10 protein-coding genes and 2 pseudogenes are annotated in these 17,785 nt (G+C 71.8%); 5 read left to right on the top strand and 7 right to left on the bottom strand.

What is annotated here, in order from left to right; genetic code table 11:
• Positions 1-43 precede the first annotated feature (43 nt).
• From ACPPVO_RS51100 to mraZ, 4 genes and pseudogenes are all read right to left on the bottom strand, one after another.
• Positions 44-2,233 (bottom strand): penicillin-binding transpeptidase domain-containing protein, encoded by a 2,190-nt coding sequence (locus ACPPVO_RS51100; RefSeq protein WP_426506503.1) that lies wholly within the window; start codon positions 2,231-2,233, stop codon positions 44-46.
• A gap of 249 nt (positions 2,234-2,482) precedes the next feature.
• The gene (locus tag ACPPVO_RS51105) at positions 2,483-3,040 is read right to left on the bottom strand and encodes a hypothetical protein (RefSeq protein ID WP_426506504.1); all 558 of its coding nucleotides are present in this window, start codon (positions 3,038-3,040) and stop codon (positions 2,483-2,485) included.
• A 23-nt stretch (positions 3,041-3,063) separates the two neighbouring features.
• Positions 3,064-4,017: pseudogene (gene rsmH, locus ACPPVO_RS51110) on the bottom strand (16S rRNA (cytosine(1402)-N(4))-methyltransferase RsmH); the annotation flags it as partial.
• A gap of 205 nt (positions 4,018-4,222) precedes the next feature.
• Positions 4,223-4,654: a division/cell wall cluster transcriptional repressor MraZ gene (gene mraZ / locus ACPPVO_RS51115; protein ID WP_360378637.1), complete on the bottom strand. Its 432-nt coding sequence runs from the start codon at positions 4,652-4,654 to the stop codon at positions 4,223-4,225.
• Positions 4,655-5,036: 382 nt separating this feature from the next.
• Here mraZ and ACPPVO_RS51120 point away from each other — a divergent pair, with 382 nt between their 5' ends.
• Both ACPPVO_RS51120 and ACPPVO_RS51125 read left to right on the top strand, forming a co-directional pair.
• Entirely contained in the window at positions 5,037-6,281 is a 1,245-nt protein-coding gene (locus ACPPVO_RS51120) for a MurT ligase domain-containing protein (RefSeq protein ID WP_426506506.1), read from the top strand.
• Complete coding sequence (locus ACPPVO_RS51125; protein ID WP_426506508.1) at positions 6,271-6,981, top strand: type 1 glutamine amidotransferase; 711 nt, start codon at positions 6,271-6,273, stop codon at positions 6,979-6,981. The genes ACPPVO_RS51120 and ACPPVO_RS51125 overlap by 11 nt, the downstream gene beginning before the upstream one ends.
• A 95-nt stretch (positions 6,982-7,076) precedes the next feature.
• On the opposite strand, the gene leuS is transcribed toward ACPPVO_RS51125, so the two are convergent.
• Positions 7,077-9,920, bottom strand: coding sequence for a leucine--tRNA ligase (gene leuS / locus ACPPVO_RS51130; protein WP_426506509.1), 2,844 nt, complete (start codon positions 9,918-9,920; stop codon positions 7,077-7,079).
• Positions 9,921-10,127: 207 nt separating this feature from the next.
• Positions 10,128-11,540, bottom strand: a complete 1,413-nt coding sequence (locus ACPPVO_RS51135; protein ID WP_426506510.1) for a serine/threonine-protein kinase — start codon at positions 11,538-11,540, stop codon at positions 10,128-10,130.
• Between the two features lie 284 nt (positions 11,541-11,824).
• Here ACPPVO_RS51135 and ACPPVO_RS51140 point away from each other — a divergent pair, with 284 nt between their 5' ends.
• Genes ACPPVO_RS51140 through ACPPVO_RS51150 form a run of 3 tightly spaced genes read left to right on the top strand, consistent with a single transcriptional unit; the run spans position 11,825 to position 16,655 of the window.
• Positions 11,825-12,868 carry an AAA family ATPase gene (locus ACPPVO_RS51140; protein ID WP_360378651.1) on the top strand — a complete coding sequence of 348 codons (1,044 nt, stop codon included), beginning with the start codon at positions 11,825-11,827 and terminating at the stop codon, positions 12,866-12,868.
• Positions 12,869-12,870: 2 nt separating this feature from the next.
• Positions 12,871-14,169 (top strand): DUF58 domain-containing protein, encoded by a 1,299-nt coding sequence (locus tag ACPPVO_RS51145; protein WP_360378654.1) that lies wholly within the window; start codon positions 12,871-12,873, stop codon positions 14,167-14,169.
• Positions 14,166-16,655: a transglutaminase TgpA family protein gene (locus ACPPVO_RS51150; RefSeq protein ID WP_426506512.1), complete on the top strand. Its 2,490-nt coding sequence runs from the start codon at positions 14,166-14,168 to the stop codon at positions 16,653-16,655. The genes ACPPVO_RS51145 and ACPPVO_RS51150 overlap by 4 nt, the downstream gene beginning before the upstream one ends.
• Before the next feature lie 231 nt (positions 16,656-16,886).
• On the opposite strand, the pseudogene ACPPVO_RS51155 reads toward ACPPVO_RS51150, so the two are convergent.
• Positions 16,887-17,384 (bottom strand): annotated as a pseudogene (locus tag ACPPVO_RS51155) (transposase); the annotation flags it as partial.
• Positions 17,385-17,785: the final 401 nt, after the last annotated feature.

Here is a 17,785-nt window from a genome sequence, read left to right on the forward strand (position 1 = left end):
GGTCAGACCCTACCCGCCCGGCCGCGGGCCCCCGGAGCCGGTGTCACGGGTAGATCGTCAGCTTCGGCGGCGCGGTGCCGGTCGGGGTGACCCCGAAGCTGGACAGGGTGAGCGTCATCATCTCCTTGAACGCCGGCGCGGCCACCGAGCCGCCCGCCCCGCCCGGCACGTGGGCGTTCACCGCGATCACGTAGCGGGGCGCCTCGGCCGGGGCCATGCCGATGAACGACACGACGTCGCCGTCGGCGTACCCGCCGTTCTGCGGCAGCTTCGAGGTGCCCGTCTTGCCGGCGATGCGGTAGCCCGTGATCGCCGCCTGCTTGCCGGTGGCGTCGTCGAGCGTGGTCACGCCCTCGAGCATCACCCGCAGCTCCTGCGCGACCTGCGGGTCGAGCACCCGGCGGGTCTGCTGGGCCGGCGGCTTCGTCACGGTGCCGTCGGGCGCGATGATCTTCTTGACCAGCGTCGGCTGGACGTAGAGGCCGTCGTTGGCGATGGTGCCGTACACCGCCGCCATCTGCAGCGCCGTCGTGGCCACGCCGTTGCCGATCGGGATCGAGCCGGGGCTGGAGCCGGTCCACTCGTTGGGCGGCAGCAGCTGGCCGGGCGACTCGTTGGGCAGCCCGACGCCGGTCCGCTGACCGAGGCCGAACTTCCGCTGGTACTCGTAGAGCTTGTCCTTGCCCAACTGGTCCGCCACGGCGATGGTGCCGACGTTGGACGACAGCGCCAGGATGCCCGGGATGGTCATCTGGGTGCCGTCCTTCTGCGGCGGGTGGTCGGTGTAGGTGGTGCCGCCCTTCTTCACCTTCGAGTTCACCGTGACCGTGGTGCTCGGGTTGATGACCCCCTCCTGCAGCGCGGCGCCCATGACGATCACCTTGTGGATCGAGCCGGGGTCGAAGACCGTCGCGGTGCACTGGTCCTTGAGCAGGTTCGGGTCGGTGCTGCCCGGGTCCGCGGAGGCGAAGGACGGGTAGCTGGCCATCGCCATCACCTCCATCGTGTGCGCGTCGAGCACGATGGCGGTGGCGAAGTCGGCGCCCAGCGGGCCCATGCGCTCGGCCAGGGCACTCTGCACCGAGAACTGCAGGTCCTGGTCGATGGTGAGCTCCACCGAGCTGCCCGGGCGGGCCGGCTTGAGCTCCTCGTAGCTGTAGTACGGCAGCGGCTTGTCGAGCTCGCCCTCGCCGTGCTCGTACACGTGCAGCCCGTCGACGCCGCGCAGCACCGAGTCGTACTGCTTCTCGATGCCCATCTGCCCGTTGAGGTCGGGCTTCGACGTGTAGCCGATGATGTTGGAGGCCAGGTCGTACCCGGGGATCTCGCGGCGCTCGTCGCGGTCGACCTTGAGCGCGCCGACGTGCAGGGCCGCGATGCGGTCGCCGTCGGCGGGCTCGATCTGGTGCACGAGGTACTCGAAGCGCACGTTGGTCCTGCCGTCCGAGGCCTTGTGCGGGGTCATCTTGCGCACGAGGTCGGAGCGCGGCACGCCGTACTTGTCGAGGATCGTGAAGAGCTTGTCGGCCAGCGCCTCGGGGTCCTTCACCGCCATCGGGTCGACGGCCACGTAGCGGGTCTCCACCGAGTGCACCATGATCTTGCCGTTGCGGTCGAGGATCGAGCCGCGCGAGGCGGGCAGCACGACGCGCACGAGGCGGTCCTTCAGACCCTCGGCGGCGTACGCGCTCGCGTCGGTCAGCTGCAGCTGCACCAGGCGCACGCCGATCGCGGCGAACATCACCAGCGCGAGGACGGTGGCCAGGCGCAGGCGGCGGCGCGGCTCGGCGAGCTTGGGCAGGCCGGGGCGGCGCTTCAGGCGCGGTACCGTCACCCGGCTCTGCTTCTTGCGCACGGGCGCGCGCCTCGGGGCCTTCCGCAGCGGCTGCGCCTTCCGGGCCGGGGCGGTCCGCCGTTGCCGGGGCGCCTCCTCCCCGTCCGGACGCTCCGCCGGGGCGGTGCGGCGGCCCCCGCGCGTTCCCGGCTCGGTGCGCGGGGCCTGCCCGGTGCGGCCGCCCCCGCGCGCGGCCTGCTCGGTGCGCGCGGACTGCTCGGTGCGGCGGCTCGCCCGCGGGGCCTGCTCGACGCGGCGGCCGGCCCGCAGCGGCTGCTCGCTGCGGCCGCCCTGGATCACCTCGAGGGCGGGGCGGAACGGGTCCCCGCGCCCGCCCGCGTCGACCGAGGCGTCGCGCACGGAGCGCCCGCGCGGCGTGTACCGCTTCGCCTCGGACATGGTCCCGCGCAGCGACGGCTCGTCCGCCGCCCGGCCCTCGCCCCCATCGGAACGGGAACGGGCGGAGGCACCGGTACCCCCCGCACCGGCGCGACCGCCCGTTCGCTGCCGGCCGGCGGCGCTCCCGCGCTCGGTGGTCTCCCGGCGCCCGGCGCCCCCGCGCCGCTCGCCGCCCCGCCGATCAGGAGTGTCGCCAGCCATGTCCTGACTTCCGTTCGTCGTCCACTATGGACTTGGATGGGTCTCGGCCTACTTGCTCGGCCCGGGCATCTCCAGCTTGGTGCCGTCGGGCAGCACCAGGAACGCCGGCGTCCGCGAGGGCACGAGCCCCAGCTGCTTCGCCCGCGACGCGAGCGTCACCGGCGACTCCTTGTTGGCCAGATCGCTGCGCAGCCGCTCCTCGTCGCGGTCGAGGCCCGCCTGCTTGGTCTTCAGCGCGTCGAGCTTGAACGCGTTCTCGGCGATCCGTGTGTTGAGCACGAGGATGCCGACCACGCCGGCGAGCACCAGCACCAGCACCAGCGCCACGAAGGGCGCCCGCGGCGCACTGACCGGTGCCGGCGGGGCCGCTCGCAGGCGGTCCTCCCGGCCCGGCCGCGCGGGATGGCTCGCCGGCCGGCTCGTGGTCTCGTGCTCCGGCGTCTCGTGCTCCGGCGGCGTGTACTCCGGCTGCAGTGCCGTCGCACCGTCGATCTGTGGGTCCCGTCGCGGCTCGAACTCCTCAGCGTTGCGCCCCGTGGTCCGGCCCCCCGACCGCGATCCGCTCTGCTGACTCCTGCGCTGCCGGTCTGCCGGCAATGTCGTCACGTTCATCACACCTCCCCCAGTGTGTCTGCCCTTTTCGGGCGTTCCTTGCGTTCCACCGCGCGGAGTCGTACCGACGCCGCGCGCGGGTTGGCCGCTGTTTCGGCCGCGTCGGGGAGCTCGGCTCCCCGGTTGAGCGCCCGCAGCTCCGGTTCGCTGCCGGGCGGCTCGAACGGCAGCTCGACCGGGACGGTCGAGCGGGTCCGCTCCGTGATCGCCCGTTTGACCAGGCGGTCTTCGAGTGAGTGGTAGGACAGCACGACCAGCCGGCCCCCGGGCCGCAGCGCGTCGAGCGCCGCGGGGATCGCCCGCTCGAGGACCGCGAGCTCGCGGTTGACCTCGATGCGCAGCGCCTGGAAGGTGCGTTTGGCCGGATGCCCGCCGGTGCGCCGGGCGGGCGCGGGGATGGCGTCACGGACGAGCTCGGCAAGGCGGGCCGAGCCGGTCAGCGGCGACTTCTCCCGTTCCCGGACGATGAACGCGGCGATGCGGGAGGCGAACTTCTCCTCCCCGTACTCGCGCAGGACCCGGGCCAGCTCGCCGTGGCTGTAGGTGTTGAGCACCTCGGCCGCGGTCGTGCCGCGCGTCTGGTCCATGCGCATGTCCAGCGGTGCGTCCTGGGCGTAGGCGAACCCCCGTCCCGCGTCGTCGAGCTGCATCGACGACACGCCCAGGTCGAACAGTCCGGCGTCGATCCGCTCGTCGCCGAGGACCTCGGGCAGCTCGTCGTAGACGGCGTGCACGAGGCGGATCCGGTCGGCGAACGGCGCCAGCCGCTCCCCCGCGAGGCTCAGCGCCTGCGGGTCGCGGTCCAGGCCCAGGAGGCGGGCCTGCGGGTGCGCCCGGAGCACCGCCTCGGCGTGCCCGCCGAGGCCGAGGGTGGCGTCGAGGTACAACGCACCGGGCCGCGTGAGCGCGGGGGCGAGCAGCTCGAGGCAGCGCTCGAGCAGCACGGGCACGTGAACGTCCCGCTCCCCCATCGTCGACCCCCTGCCGGCGGCGGGGTTCGCGGCCCCGCCGTGGTGCTGTCACCGTGCTCCAAGTGCGCGAGCGCCGTACCGCCAGCTCCCCATCCGCCCCTCCGCCCTGGCACCGGGGAAGTGGTGTCAGGACTTCGAGAAACTCTGAGCGGCTGGAGAGCTGCCGGTACGGCGGCCTCAAAAGTTCGGTTACTGCAGTTGGACCTCACAGCCCTCCCGGCAGCACCCCCTCCTCGATGCCCGCGAAGTCCTCTTCGCTTTCCGCGAGGTACGTGTCCCATGCCTGGCGATCCCAGATTTCAACCCGGGTGCTCGCCCCGATCACCACGAGGTCACGATCCAGCGCGGCATATTCGCGCAGATGCTGCGGGATGGTGACCCGGCCCTGGCGGTCGGGAACCTCGTCGTGGGCGCTGGCGAAGAACACCCGGCCGTAAGCCCGGGCCGCCTTGTTCGTCATCGGCGTGGCGCGCAGCTGTTCGGCGATCCGGGCGAACTCGGCGCCGGGGAACACGTAGAGGCAGCGCTCCTGTCCCTTGGTGATCACGACACCTCCCGCCAGCTCGTCCCGAAACTTGGCCGGCAGGATCAACCGGCCCTTTTCGTCCAGGCGAGGAGTGTGGGTGCCCAAGAACACGGACAACCACCCCTTCCCACCGCGAACGGTCCCCCCGGGGCCGGCCGAGCCCCCCGGCTCCGCCATCGCGCTCCACTGTACTCCACTTCCCTCCACCGTCAACGGAAAACCGCCCGATCCAGGTGTGGTCTCTGTGAAGAATTCCCACGTCAAACGGGGTGGGGCCGGGTGGAGGAGCCTGGGCGTGCCCGATCGGTGGAGGCGTTCCCACAAGTTCAAGAATCCGGACAAATCGCCCGGCAGGGCAGACATCTCCGCGCACTCGGCGCGTACGGGGGCGCCGGTGGAGGGAAGTGGGGAGCCGCGGGGAGCGAGTGGGCCCATTGGGGGTGTCGCCCGCGCCGGGTAGGGTCAGCGCATCCCCGGACACCGTGAGAGCGAGATGACGGACAACAAGCTGCCGATGCGGGCCAAGCTCGCCACCTCCCTGTCGCGCGGTGCCGCCGCGCTCTCGCGCGCCACCGGACGAGGCGACGGATCGGTCATCGGGGGCCGCATCGGCCTCATGATCGACCCCAATCTCCTCGCCGAGCTCGCCGCCGGCCGGCAGATCGCACTGATCTCCGGCACCAACGGCAAGACGACCACCACCCGCCTCACCGCGGCCGCGATGGGCGTGCTGGGCGACGTGGCCACCAACAGCCTCGGCGCCAATATGCCGACCGGGCACACGTCGGCCCTGGCCAAGGCCGGCGCCACGCCCTATGCGGTGCTGGAGGTCGACGAGCACTATCTCAAGCAGGTGCTCGACCAGACCCGGCCGCGGGTCGTCGCCCTGCTCAACCTCAGCCGCGACCAGCTCGACCGGGCCAAGGAGGTCGCCATGATGGCGGCCCTGTGGCGCGACGCGCTGCCCGGCCGCGGGCTGCACCTCGTGGCCAACGCCGACGACCCGATGGTCGTGTGGGCCGCGGGCAAGGCCGTGGCCGAGGGCACCCCGGTCACCTGGGTCGCCGCCGGCCAGCGCTTCCACGACGACTCCTGGGTGTGCCCGGAGTGCGGAGCGTCCATCGAGCGCAACGGCGAGCAGTGGGCCTGCGTCGAGGGCAACCTGAGCCGGCCGGTCCCCCACTGGACGGTGTCCGGCGACGGCGTGGTCGACAACACGGGGACGTACCACCAGATCACCCTGCAGCTGCCCGGACGGGTGAACCGCGCCAACGCCGCGACCGCCCTGGCCGTCGCCGCGCACTTCGGGGCGCCCCCGGCCAAGGCGGCGCCGGAGCTGTCCAAGGTCGCCTCGGTCGCCGGCCGCTACGCCACCGTGCACCGCGACGGGCGCGTCATCCGGCTGCTGCTGGCCAAGAACCCGGCCGGCTGGCTGGAGTCGTTCGACATGGCCGAGGACGTCCCCACGCTGCTGTCCATCAACGCCCGGGACCCCGACGGACTCGACACGTCCTGGCTGTACGACGTCGACTTCTCCCCGCTGCGCGGGCGCCGGGTGCTCATCACCGGCGACCGGGCCATGGACCTCGCGGTGCGGCTGGAGGTCAACGAGGTGCCGTTCGAGCACGTGCGCTCGTTCGGCCAGGCGCTCTCGCTGGTGCCGCCCGGCCGTCTCGAGGTCATCGCCAACTACACCGCCTTCCAGGACATCCGAGCGGAGCTGGACCGTGTCAACTGAGTCCCACCTGCGCCTGATCTGGCTGTACCCGGACCTGCTGTCCACCTACGGCGACCGGGGCAACCTGCTCATCCTGGCCCGCCGGGCCGACCTGCGCGGGCTGCCGGTGGAGTGCGCCGAGGTGCGCGCGGACCACCCGGTGCCGACCGACGGCGACGTGTACCTCATCGGCGGCGGCGAGGACGGCCCGCAGGCGCTGGCGGCCGAGCGCCTGGCCGCGGACCGGGGCCTGCACCGGGCCGTGGAGCGGGGCGCGACGGTGTTCGCCGTGTGCGCCGGCTACCAGCTCATGGGCCACTCGTTCTTCGCGAAGGGGGCGAAGTACCCCGGCCTGGACCTGCTGGACATCGACTCGGACCGCGGCGAGACCCGCGCGGTGGGCGAACTGGCGGGCGAGATGCACCCGGCGCTGGGCCTGCCGGCGCTGACCGGCTTCGAGAACCACGGCGGCCGCACCCATCTCGGCCCGGGCGTGAAGCCCCTGGCCAAGGTGACCACGGGCATCGGCAACGACGGGCAGTCCGAGGGCGCCTGGAACGGGCGCATCCTGGGCACGTACTCGCACGGCCCGGCCCTGGCCCGCAACCCCGGCCTCGCGGACCTGCTGCTGCGCTGGGCGACCGGCGCGACCATGGAGCCGATCGACGACCGCTGGCCCACGGCCCTGCGCAACGAACGCCTCAGCGCGATCGCGAAGTAGCTGTTCTCGCTCTCCCGGCCTTCGCCGACCGCACCATCGGATACGAAGAGGCGCCGCTCCCGGCTTTGAGCCGGGAGCGGCGCCTTGCTTCTGCGTCAGGCCACGACCGAGACCATGCGGCCCTTGACCACGATGACCTTCTTCGGGGTCTTGCCCGCCAGCTGCTCGGCCACCACGTCCAGGGCGGCCGCGCGCACGGTGTCCTCGTCGGCGTCGGCCGGGACCTCGACCTTGCCACGCACCTTGCCGTTGACCTGGACCGGGTACGTCACCGACTCGGCCACCAGGTAGGCCTCGTCCGCCACCGGGAAGCCCGCGTAGGCCACCGAGGACTCGTTGCCCAGCCGCTGCCACAGCTCCTCGGCCAGGTGCGGGGCGAACGGCGCGATCAGGCGGACCAGCGGGTCGGCCACCTCGCGCGGGGTGCCCGCGGCGGAGATCTGGGTGACCCGGTTGGTCAGCTCGATCATCTTGGCGATGGCGGTGTTGAAGCGCATCTCCTCGATGTCGCCGCGCACGCCGTCGATGACCCGGTGCAGCAGGCGGCGCGTCTCGTCGTCCAGCGCGTCGTCGCTCACGCGCACGGCGTCGGTCTGCTCGTCCACGACCAGGCGCCAGACGCGCTGCAGGAAGCGCTGCGCGCCGACGACCGCCCGGGTCTCCCAGGGGCGGGAGACGTCCAGCGGGCCCATCGACATCTCGTACACGCGGAAGGTGTCCGCGCCGTACCGCTCGCACATCTCGTCGGGCGTCACGACGTTGCGCAGGGACTTGCCCATCTTGCCGTACTCCCGGCTGACCTCCCGGTCGCCGTAGAAGTACTTGCCGGCCTGGCGCTCCTCGACCTTCTCGGCGTCCACGTACACGCCCCGGTCGTCCTTGTACGCGTACGCCTGGATGTAGCCCTGGTTGAACAGCTTGCGGAACGGCTCCTCGGACGAGACGAAGCCGCGGTCGAACAGCACCTTGTGCCAGAAGCGCGCGTACAGCAGGTGCAGCACCGCGTGCTCGACGCCGCCCACGTACAGGTCGACGCCGCCGACGTCGCCGGGGTGCTGCGGGCCCATCCAGTACCGCTCGTTGGCCGGGTCCACCAGCTTCGAGGCGTTGGCCGGGTCCAGGTAGCGCAGCTCGTACCAGCTCGAGCCGGCCCACTGCGGCATCACGTTCGTCTCGCGGGTGTACGTCTTCGGCCCGTCGCCCAGGTCCAGCGTGACCTCGACCCACTCCTTGGCCCGCGACAGCGGCGTCTCGGGCATGCTGTCGGCGTCGTCGACGTCGAACGTGCGCGGCGCGAAGTCCTCGACGTCGGGCAGCTCGACCGGCAGCATCGAGTCGGGCAGCGCGATCGGCATCCCGGTCCCGTCGTACACGATCGGGAAGGGCTCGCCCCAGTACCGCTGCCGGCTGAACAGCCAGTCGCGCAGGCGGTACGTGATCGCGCCGACGCCGTGGCCGTTCTCCTCCAGCCAGTCGATGATCGAGGCCTTGGCCTCGGCCACTCCCAGCCCGTTCAGGAACGAGGAGTTGATCGCCGGGCCGTCGCCGGTGAACGCCTTGCCGTCCTCGGGGAAGTCGGCCGACGGCTGCACCGTGCGGATGATCGGCAGGCCGAAGACCTCGGCGAACTCCCAGTCGCGCTCGTCCTGGCCGGGCACGGCCATGATCGCGCCGGTGCCGTAGCCGGCCAGCACGTAGTCGGCGATGAACACCGGGATCGCCCGGCCGTCGACCGGGTTGGTGGCATACGCCCCGATGAAGACGCCGGTCTTCTCCTTGGCGTCGGCCTGGCGCTCCACGTCGGTCTTCGACGCGGCGAACGCGCGGTAGGCCGCGACCGCCTCGGCCGGGGTCGCCGCCCCGCCGGTCCACCGCTCCGGCACGCCCTCGGGCCAGGCCGCGGGCACCAGCGCGTCGACCAGCGCGTGCTCCGGGGCCAGCACCATGTAGGTCGCGCCGAACAGGGTGTCGGGGCGGGTGGTGAACACCCGGACCGGGGCGCCGGCCCCGGTGGGGAAGTCGACGTGGGCGCCGCGGGACCGTCCGATCCAGTTGCGCTGCATGGACTTGACCTTCTCCGGCCAGTCCAGCCGGTCCAGGTCGTCCAGCAGGCGGTCGCCGTAGGCGGTGATGCGCATCTTCCACTGGCGCAGGTTGCGCTTGAAGACCGGGAAGTTGCCCCGCTCGCTGCGCCCGTCGGGGGTGACCTCCTCGTTGGCCAGCACGGTGCCCAGGCCCGGGCACCAGTTGACCGGCGCCTCGGAGATGTACGCCAGCCGGTGCTCGTCGACGATCTTCCGCCGCTCGATGGCGGGCAGGCTCTCCCAGTCGCGGCCGTCGGGCGTGCTCCGCGTGCCGGCCGCGAACTCCTCGATCAGCTCCTCGATCGGGCGCGCCTTCTGCTGCTCGGCGTCGAACCACGAGTTGAAGATCTGCACGAAGATCCACTGGGTCCAGTGGTAGAACTCGGTGTCGGTGGTGGCGACGCTGCGCCGGTCGTCATAGGCCAGGCCCAGGCGCCGCAGCTGGTTGCGGTACCGCTCGACGTTCGCCTCGGTCGTGGTCCGCGGGTGGGTGCCGGTCTGCACCGCGTACTGCTCGGCGGGCAGGCCGAACGCGTCGAACCCCATCGGGTGCAGCACGTTGTACCCGGCCATGCGGAAGTACCGCGTGTAGCAGTCGGTGCCGATATACCCCAGCGGGTGCCCGACGTGCAGGCCGGCGCCCGACGGGTAGGGGAACATGTCCATCACGTACAGCTTCGGCGCACCGGCGCGCGGGTGGTTCGGGTCGCTGAGCGGGCCGGTCGGGTTCGGCGCGTGGAAGGTGCCCTGCTCGGACCAGTAGTCCTGCCAGCACGCCTCGATGTCCGCGGCCATCGCCGCCGTGTACCGGTACGGCGGGATGTCGACCGCTCCGTCGGTCACTGCCTCGCTCATGACTGTCGCCCACCCTCAGGTCTCGGGGAATCACTGGCATTGTCCGGGCATAGAAAAACCCCTCGCGCAGGAGGGGTCGCCGTGCCGTCGCGAGATGTGTTCGCGTCAGCACGGCTCGCTAAGAAGCCGGACCGCCCGGGTCATAAGCGCAGTGTACCGCAGGCCGAAACGGATAATCCCGCCCGGCCATCGAACTCTCACGCTGCGCTAATGTACCGTCGCCGTGGGTGCGCCGCCCGAGCAGGCGACGTCGTAGCGCAGCCGCTGCCCCTGCCGGAGGAACTCGACCCGGGCCTTGGTGTGCAGCCCGAGGTCGGCCTGCACGAGCTGGACCCCGGCCGCGGGCAGCACGCGCAGCACGGTGACCTTGTGGCCGGCACAGACCGCGACGACCACCCCGCCGCCGGTCTTCACGTCGGTGCCGGCCTTCTCCTGCTCCCCGCCTGTGGATTCGTCGTCGGCCGCCGGAGTGATCGGCGGTGCGCTCGGCGTCGTCCCCGGTTCGCTGGGGCTCGGCTCCGGCGCAGAGGAATAAGGAACGACCGGCGCCGGCCGGACCGCCTCCGCCGTGGCCCCGGCCGGCTCGTCGCCCGAGCCGCGCAGGGCGACGCCGGTCAGCACGGCGGCGATCGCGACCAGGGCGGCGACGCCGAGCAGCACCCGCTGCCGGCCGCCCGGGTGCTCCACCGGCTCGGTCGCGTCCGGGGACACGCCCGGCAGCAGCGGGAGGGCCACCCGCTCGGTGGTGCCCTCGGGCCGGGCGGCGCCCGGGGCGGGCTCCTGCAGTACCACCGAAAATCGCGGCACGATGCCGGCCGCCTGGGCCAGCCGGGCCGCGACCACGACGGCGGCCGGGCGCTCCGCGGGGTCCTTGGCCAGGCACTGCATGTACAGCGCGCGCACGTCGGCGGGCAGGCCGGGCAGTTCGGGCAGCGGCGCCGGCGCGGCCGCCAGGTGCGCCCTGAGCATCTGGGCGGTGGTCTCGGAGCTCCAGGGCAGCCGGCCGGTCAGGCAGCGGTACAGCAGCAGCCCGAACGCGTACACATCGCTGGCCGGCGTGATCTCGCCGCCGACGAGCCGCTCGGGGGCGAGGTAGGCGGGGGTGCCGAGGACCCGCGGGGAGTCCTCGTCCACGTCGGGCCGCCCGACGAAGCCGACGATGCCGAAGTCGAGGATCTTGGCCGCTTCCGGGGTGAGCACGACATTGGCCGGCTTGACGTCGCGGTGCACGAGATCGGCGGCGTGCGCGGCGGCCAGCCCGGCGGCGACCTCGGCGCAGATGCGCAGCGCGGCCGGCGGCGGCAGCGGCCCGCCCCGGAGGCGCTCGGCGAGGGTCGGGCCGCGCAACAGCTCCATCACGACGAACGGCAGCTGATCCGAAGTCTCGCCGTAGTCGTACACATTGGTGATGTTGGGATGTGTGAGCCGCGCGGCCGCCCGGGCCTCGAGCCGGATGCGCCGGCGCCAGTCGGCGTCCGCGGCCAGGTCGGAGCTGAGCACCTTGACCGCGACGTCGCGGTCGAGGATCTCGTCGCGGGCGCGCCAGACCACGGACATGCCGCCCGCCCCCAGCCGCTCGGCGAGGAGGTACCGCCCGTTGACAAGCTGCCCGGCGTCCACGCGCCCAAGTCTGCCCCAATCGACGCGAACCGACATCTCAGCGACGTCGTTTACGCGGGTTTGGCCGGGGTACGTCCGGGCGTCCAAAAAAGTAGCGCCGACCAGCCGGGCGGGATGTCCGTTATCAACGGATTCCCGTCCGGCGGCGTGTCAATTCCCCGGCTAGCCTGAGGGGATAACAACGGCTCGGTTGCAATCTGATGACAACGTTTTCGTGCAACCGGGCGGTTCACCTACGGGTCATACACCTAACGGTGGCCACAGCACGACCATGAGGAGGCCAGTTGACCAGGCACCGCACGTTCGAGGAACTCGGCGCGCCGCTACCGACGCCCGAGTTCCGCGCCGCGACCGATGCGATCGTCGCCAACATCGAACAGGTCATCGAGGGCAAGACCGCCACCGTGCGGCTCGCGCTGGCGGTGATGCTCGCTGAGGGCCACCTCCTCATCGAAGATGTTCCCGGTGTGGGCAAGACGAAACTCGCCAAGGCACTCGCGCGGTCCATCGACTGCTCGGTCCGGCGCATCCAGTTCACGCCCGACCTGCTGCCCAGCGATGTCACGGGCGTGAGCGTGTACAACCAGGAGACCCGCGACTTCGAGTTCAAGCCGGGCGCGGTGTTCGCCAACATCGTCGTCGGCGACGAGATCAACCGGGCCTCGCCGAAGACGCAGTCGGCCCTGCTGGAGAGCATGGAGGAGCGGCAGGTCACCGTCGACGGCGCGACCTACCCGCTGCAGATCCCCTTCATGGTCGTCGCGACCCAGAACCCGATCGAGATGGAGGGCACCTACCCGCTGCCCGAGGCGCAGCGCGACCGGTTCACCGCCCGGATCGCGATGGGCTACCCGGACATGGGTGCGGAGCTGGCCATGCTCGACGTCCACGGCCGCCACGACGCGCTGGACGACCTCGTGCCCGTCTCCGACGGCAGCATCATGCGCCGGATGATCGCCACGGTCCGCGACGTCCACGTCGCCGACGCGGTCAAGCAGTACGCGGTAAACATCGTCACCGCCACCCGCGAGTCTCCCGAGCTGCGCCTGGGCGCCTCACCCCGCGCCACGCTGCAGCTGCTGCGCACCGCCCGCGCCGTCGCCGCCATCGAGGGCCGCGAGTTCGTGCTGCCCGACGACCTGCAGGCGCTGGCCGTGCCGGTGCTCGCCCACCGCGTGATCCCGACGGCCGAGGCGCAGCTGTCCCGGCGCACCACCGACGCGATAATCGCCGAGCTCGTGCACCGGCTGCCGCTGGCGACCGAGCGGCCCCCGCGCTCCCCCTACGACACCCGGTCGCAGCGGCCCCAGCAGTACGGGGGCCGCTGAGCATGCGAGAGGCGCTGCGGGGGCTCACCACCCGGGGTCGTAGCTTCCTGGCCGCCGCCGCAGCGGCCCTCATCGCCGCCATCATCCTCGGCGAACGCGACCTGTTGCGTGTGGCGCTGCTGCTGGCCGCGCTGCCACTGCTGTCCGCGGCCTACGTCGGGCGGACCCGCTACCGCCTCTCGTGCAGCCGCACCCTCGACCCGCACCGCGTCCAGGTCGGCGCGAGCGCGCGGGTCATCCTGCGCCTGCAGAACCTCTCCCGGCTGCCCACCGGCACGATGCTGCTGGAGGACCGGCTGCCCTACGCGCTGGGCTCCCGCCCGCGGCTGGTGCTGGAGAAGCTCGGCGCGCACCAGGCCAGCTCGGTGGCCTACACCGTGCGCGCCGACGTGCGGGGCCGCTACGAGGTCGGCCCGCTGGTCGTGCGCCTGACCGACCCGTTCGGGCTGTGCGAGCTGACCCGGGCCTTCCCGTCGGTGGACCGGCTCACCGTCATCCCGCAGGTGGTACCGCTGCCGTCGGTGCGCCTGGCCGGCGAGTTCGCCGGCTCCGGGGAGAGCCGCGCCCGCTCCGTGGCCGTGCACGGCGAGGACGACGCGGCGACGCGGGAGTACCGCTACGGCGACGACCTGCGCCGGGTGCACTGGCGCTCCACCGCCCGCACCGGCGAGCTCATGGTGCGCCGCGAGGAGCAGCCCTGGGAGAGCCGCGCCACCGTCGTGCTCGACACGCGCGCCACCGCCCACCGCGGCGAGGGCCCGACGGCGAGCTTCGAGTGGGCGGTCTCGGCGGCCGCGAGCGTCGCGGTGCATCTGCGGCACGCGGGGTACAAGATGCGGCTCGTCACCGACGCCGGCGTCGACGTCGACGCGACCGAGATCGACGGCGACGGCCCGCTGCTCGACCAGCTCGCCGACGTGCGGCTGGCCCAGCGCGGCGACATCGCCACGCTCATCGAGAGCGTCCGGCGGCGCAGCGACGGCGGCCTCATCATCGGCATCTTCGGCCTGCTGTCCTCGGCCGAGGCGGAGCTGCTGGCCTCGTTCCGCTCCAACAACGCGACATGCATCGCACTGTTCATCGACTCGTCGACCTGGCTGAACCTGCCGACGGCGGCGCGCGAGGAGGCCGACCGCGCCCACGGCGTCGCGTCGCTCGCGCTGCTGCGCAGCGGCTGGCGGGTCGTCGAGGTGCCGCACGGGGCGAAACTGTCCGCGCTGTGGCCGCAGTCCGGACGGGGGTCGCAGGGCTTCGCCTGGCGGGCCGCGTCCGCGGAGAGCGTCGCTGGAGGAGTCCGGTGAACCAACGCAAGCACTTGACGCTGATCGCGGCGGGTTCGGCGTTCCTGGCGTCGCTGCCGCTGGTCAACGTCTTCGACCACTACACGTGGGCGATCCGGGCGTTCCTCGTCGTGGCCGTCATGTGCGGGGTGGGGCTGCTGGTGCGCAGCCTGCGGGCCCCGGCCTGGGCGCCGACGGCCGCGATGGCCCTCGCCGCGCTGCTGTCGCTGACCTGGCTGTACCGCAGCCACGAGGAGTTCCTCGGGATCCTCCCGTCGCCGGGCACCATTACCCACTTCGGGCAGCTGCTGCACACGGCGTCGCAGGAGATGAGCGAGTACGCCACGCCCGTCGCCGACCGCGAGGGCTTCCTGTTCCTCGCCACGCTCGGCGTCGCCGCGGTGGCGCTGCTCGTCGACCTCTTCGCGGTGGTACTGCGCCGGCCCGCGCTGGCCGGCCTGCCGATGCTCGCCATCTACTCGGTGCCGGTCACCGTCGACATCGACACCACCGCCTGGCTGCCCTTCGCGCTCGGCGCCATCGGCTTCCTGTGGCTGCTGGTCACCGACAACGTCGACCGGGTGCGCCGCTTCGGCCGCCGCTTCACCGGCGACGGGCGCGACGTCGACCTGTGGGAGCCCTCGCCGCTCGCCGCGGCCGGCCAGCGCCTCGGCGCGATAAGCGTCGCCGCCGCGGTACTCATCCCGCTGGTGCCTTTCGCGATGCCGGCCGGCTTGCTCGACAGCATCGGCGCGGGGGCGGGCGCCGGGGGCGGCGGGATCGGCAACGGCCGCAACGGCAAGTCGGTGAGCATGTTCGCGCTGCTGTCCGGGCAGCTCACCCGGGACAAGTCGTACGACATGGTCAAGGTGACCAACGTCGACGACGACCACCCGTTCTACCTGCGCTTCAACGTGCTCGAGGACCTCAACGCGCGCGGCTTCGCGGCCCGCCCGATCTCCGGCGGCGCGCCCGTGAGCAACGGCCTGGGCAAGCCGGAGTGGAACAGCTCGGTGAAGACCGAGACGCACACCGCGAAGATCGAGGTCACCAACGAGCTCGCGATCAGTTACATGCCGATCTACACGTGGCCGACGAAGATCGACCGGCTGAGCAACCAGTGGTCCTTCGATCCGAAGACCGCGGTGGTGTACTCCGGGAAGGACACCTCGTCCAAGAAGACCTTCACGGTGACGTACCAGCGCCCGGACATCAGCCCCGACCAGCTGCGCCAGGCCGGCGGGCTGAATCTCAACGACCCGGCCCTGAAGGACCTGGCCACGGCGCCGAGCAACCCCTTCGTCAAGAGCAAGGTCGACGAGCTGACCAAGGGCAAGACCAACGAGTACGACAAGGTCAAGGCCCTCTTCGACTTCTTCTCGCCCGACAACGGCTTCGTCTACGACATCACCACCGGCCCGGACACCAGCGGCACCAAGATCGCCGACTTCCTGCAGAACAAGCGCGGCTACTGCGCCCAGTACGCGGCCGCGTTCGGCTGGATGCTGCGCGAGGCGAAGATCCCGGCCCGGGTCGCGTTCGGCTTCGCCCGCGGCGGCAAGACCACCGACCGGACGATGACGCTGACCAACTTCAACCTGCACGCCTGGACCGAGGTGTACTTCCCCGGGTACGGCTGGCTGCCCTTCGACGCGACCCCGTCGACGCAGATCAGCGGCGCGGTGACCGCGTCGTACCTGCCGACGGCCGGCACCGTGAACGGCGACGACAGCGTCGACCGGCCGGGCAACGACCGCAACCCGCAGAACGACCCCTCGGCGCCGGCGGCCCAGACCGACACCCACGACAACAACGGCGGCACCGACACCCAGACCGATAGCACGCACCTGTCGGCCGCGGTGCGGGCCCGGAACTTCGTGACCAGCGCGGCGGGCATCACGCTCCTGGCGGTAGTCGTCCTGGCCCTGCTCCTGGGCACGCCGGCGCTGACCCGCTCCCGCACCCGGCGGCGCCGCCTGGCGTTCGCCGCGGCCCCACCGGCCGGCACCCCCGTGGTCACCGGCGAGGGCCCGACCATGGAGGTCATCCCGGACGAACGGTTCCTCGGGGCGGCCCGGGAGAACGCCCACCGCGCGTGGGACGAGCTCATCGACACCATGGTCGACTACCGAGTGCCGGTGGACGAGGCCGAGACGCCGCGCGCCACGGTCGAGCGCCTGGTCAGGAAGGAACGCCTGCGCGACCAGGCCGAGTCCGGCGCCCGGCTGATCTCGACCGCGGAGGAGCACGCCCGCTACGCCCGCCGCCCGCTCACGGGCCGCGAGCTGCGTACGGCGATCTCGTCGGTGGAGACGGCGTTCGCGGCGAACGCGTCGCGCAAGGTCCGGCTGACCGCCCGCTTCCTGCCCCCGTCGGTCCTGCGCCGCTGGAGGACACGCTTCTCGACCAGCACGAGCGGCGCGGCGCTCTCGGCCGGCCGCGGGTGGGACGACTTCATGCGAACCGTGAGCTGGCGCCGCATCGTGGCGCGGCGTGCTGATCGGTAGCCACGCTCGTTGAGTGAGGGTCGCCTCCCGTTCTGTCGCGGGGGGCGGCCCTTTTACTTGGCCATTGGTGGCATCGCGGCTTGGTGGCTAGGCTCGTGGAGTCAGGGCCGCCTCACGTTCTGTCGCGGGAGGCGGCCCTCTCGTGCGAAAAGACGGGCGAGCTGCGCTCTCAGGCCGCAGCCGTTACTCGATAAGTGTTGCGCCCGCTGGTGTGGTGTAGGAACGGCCAGCGTTGATCGCAGCCACCGCTCGGGCGTACTGCGCCCGGACCGATTCGGGGTCGGGCTGGTCGAAGATGGTCCGGACGAGGGTCGCAACCCAGGGCTGGGCCGTTTTCGGGACCTTGGACAGCAGGTTGCGCAGGTAGTGCGTCCGGCACCGCTGCCAGGACGCGCCCGGCAGCGCAGCACCGATCGCCGAGACCAGGCCACCACCGACACCAGCGCCTGCTCCGCGCGCCGGCGGTGCTGCAGCAGCCAGCTCGGGAAATACGACCCTTGCCGCAACTTGGGGATCGCCAGCTCCACCGTCCCGGCGCGGGTGTCCCAGTCCCGGGCCCGGTAGCCGTTGCGGGAGTTGACCCGCTCTTCGCTGCGTTCGCCGTAGCCGGCGCCGCACACGGCGTCGGCCCGCGAACGACTTCACCATCGCACGCAACAGATCGGGTGATGCGGACTCGACATGCTCACGCAGGAACGCGGCACCGTCCACACTCATAGGTGCGGCCATCGCTTGAACTCCTTCAGACTTCGCCGTTCGAAGGATCCAGCGGTGGCCGTTCCTATTCACCACATCACGCCCAAAATCGGCGAGTCGCACACCAAACCCTCGATAAGTCGGGCGCTTCGCGCCACGACTTATCGGATTTTTCGCCCGACAGGTCTTATTTCCGATTTGCGGCAATCACTGGATGCCGGCGTGAAAATCTCACGCGGCGGCCTTTGCGGAATCGGCCGCACGCGGGATTCGGGCCGTGAACGCAGGAGCCTTTGTGCCATTTCGGGACCGGTTGGCGAAGCCGGCGGCTCGCAGGAGTGCCATGAGCGGGTCTGCAGGCGGGGCGAAGCGGGCGGCTCACCGGAGTGCTCAAACCGGGGACGGCCGGCACTGCGGGCCTCGCACCGGGCGGG

Source organism: Dactylosporangium sp. McL0621 (assembly GCF_049995355.1).
Taxonomy (GTDB): domain Bacteria; phylum Actinomycetota; class Actinomycetes; order Mycobacteriales; family Micromonosporaceae; genus Dactylosporangium.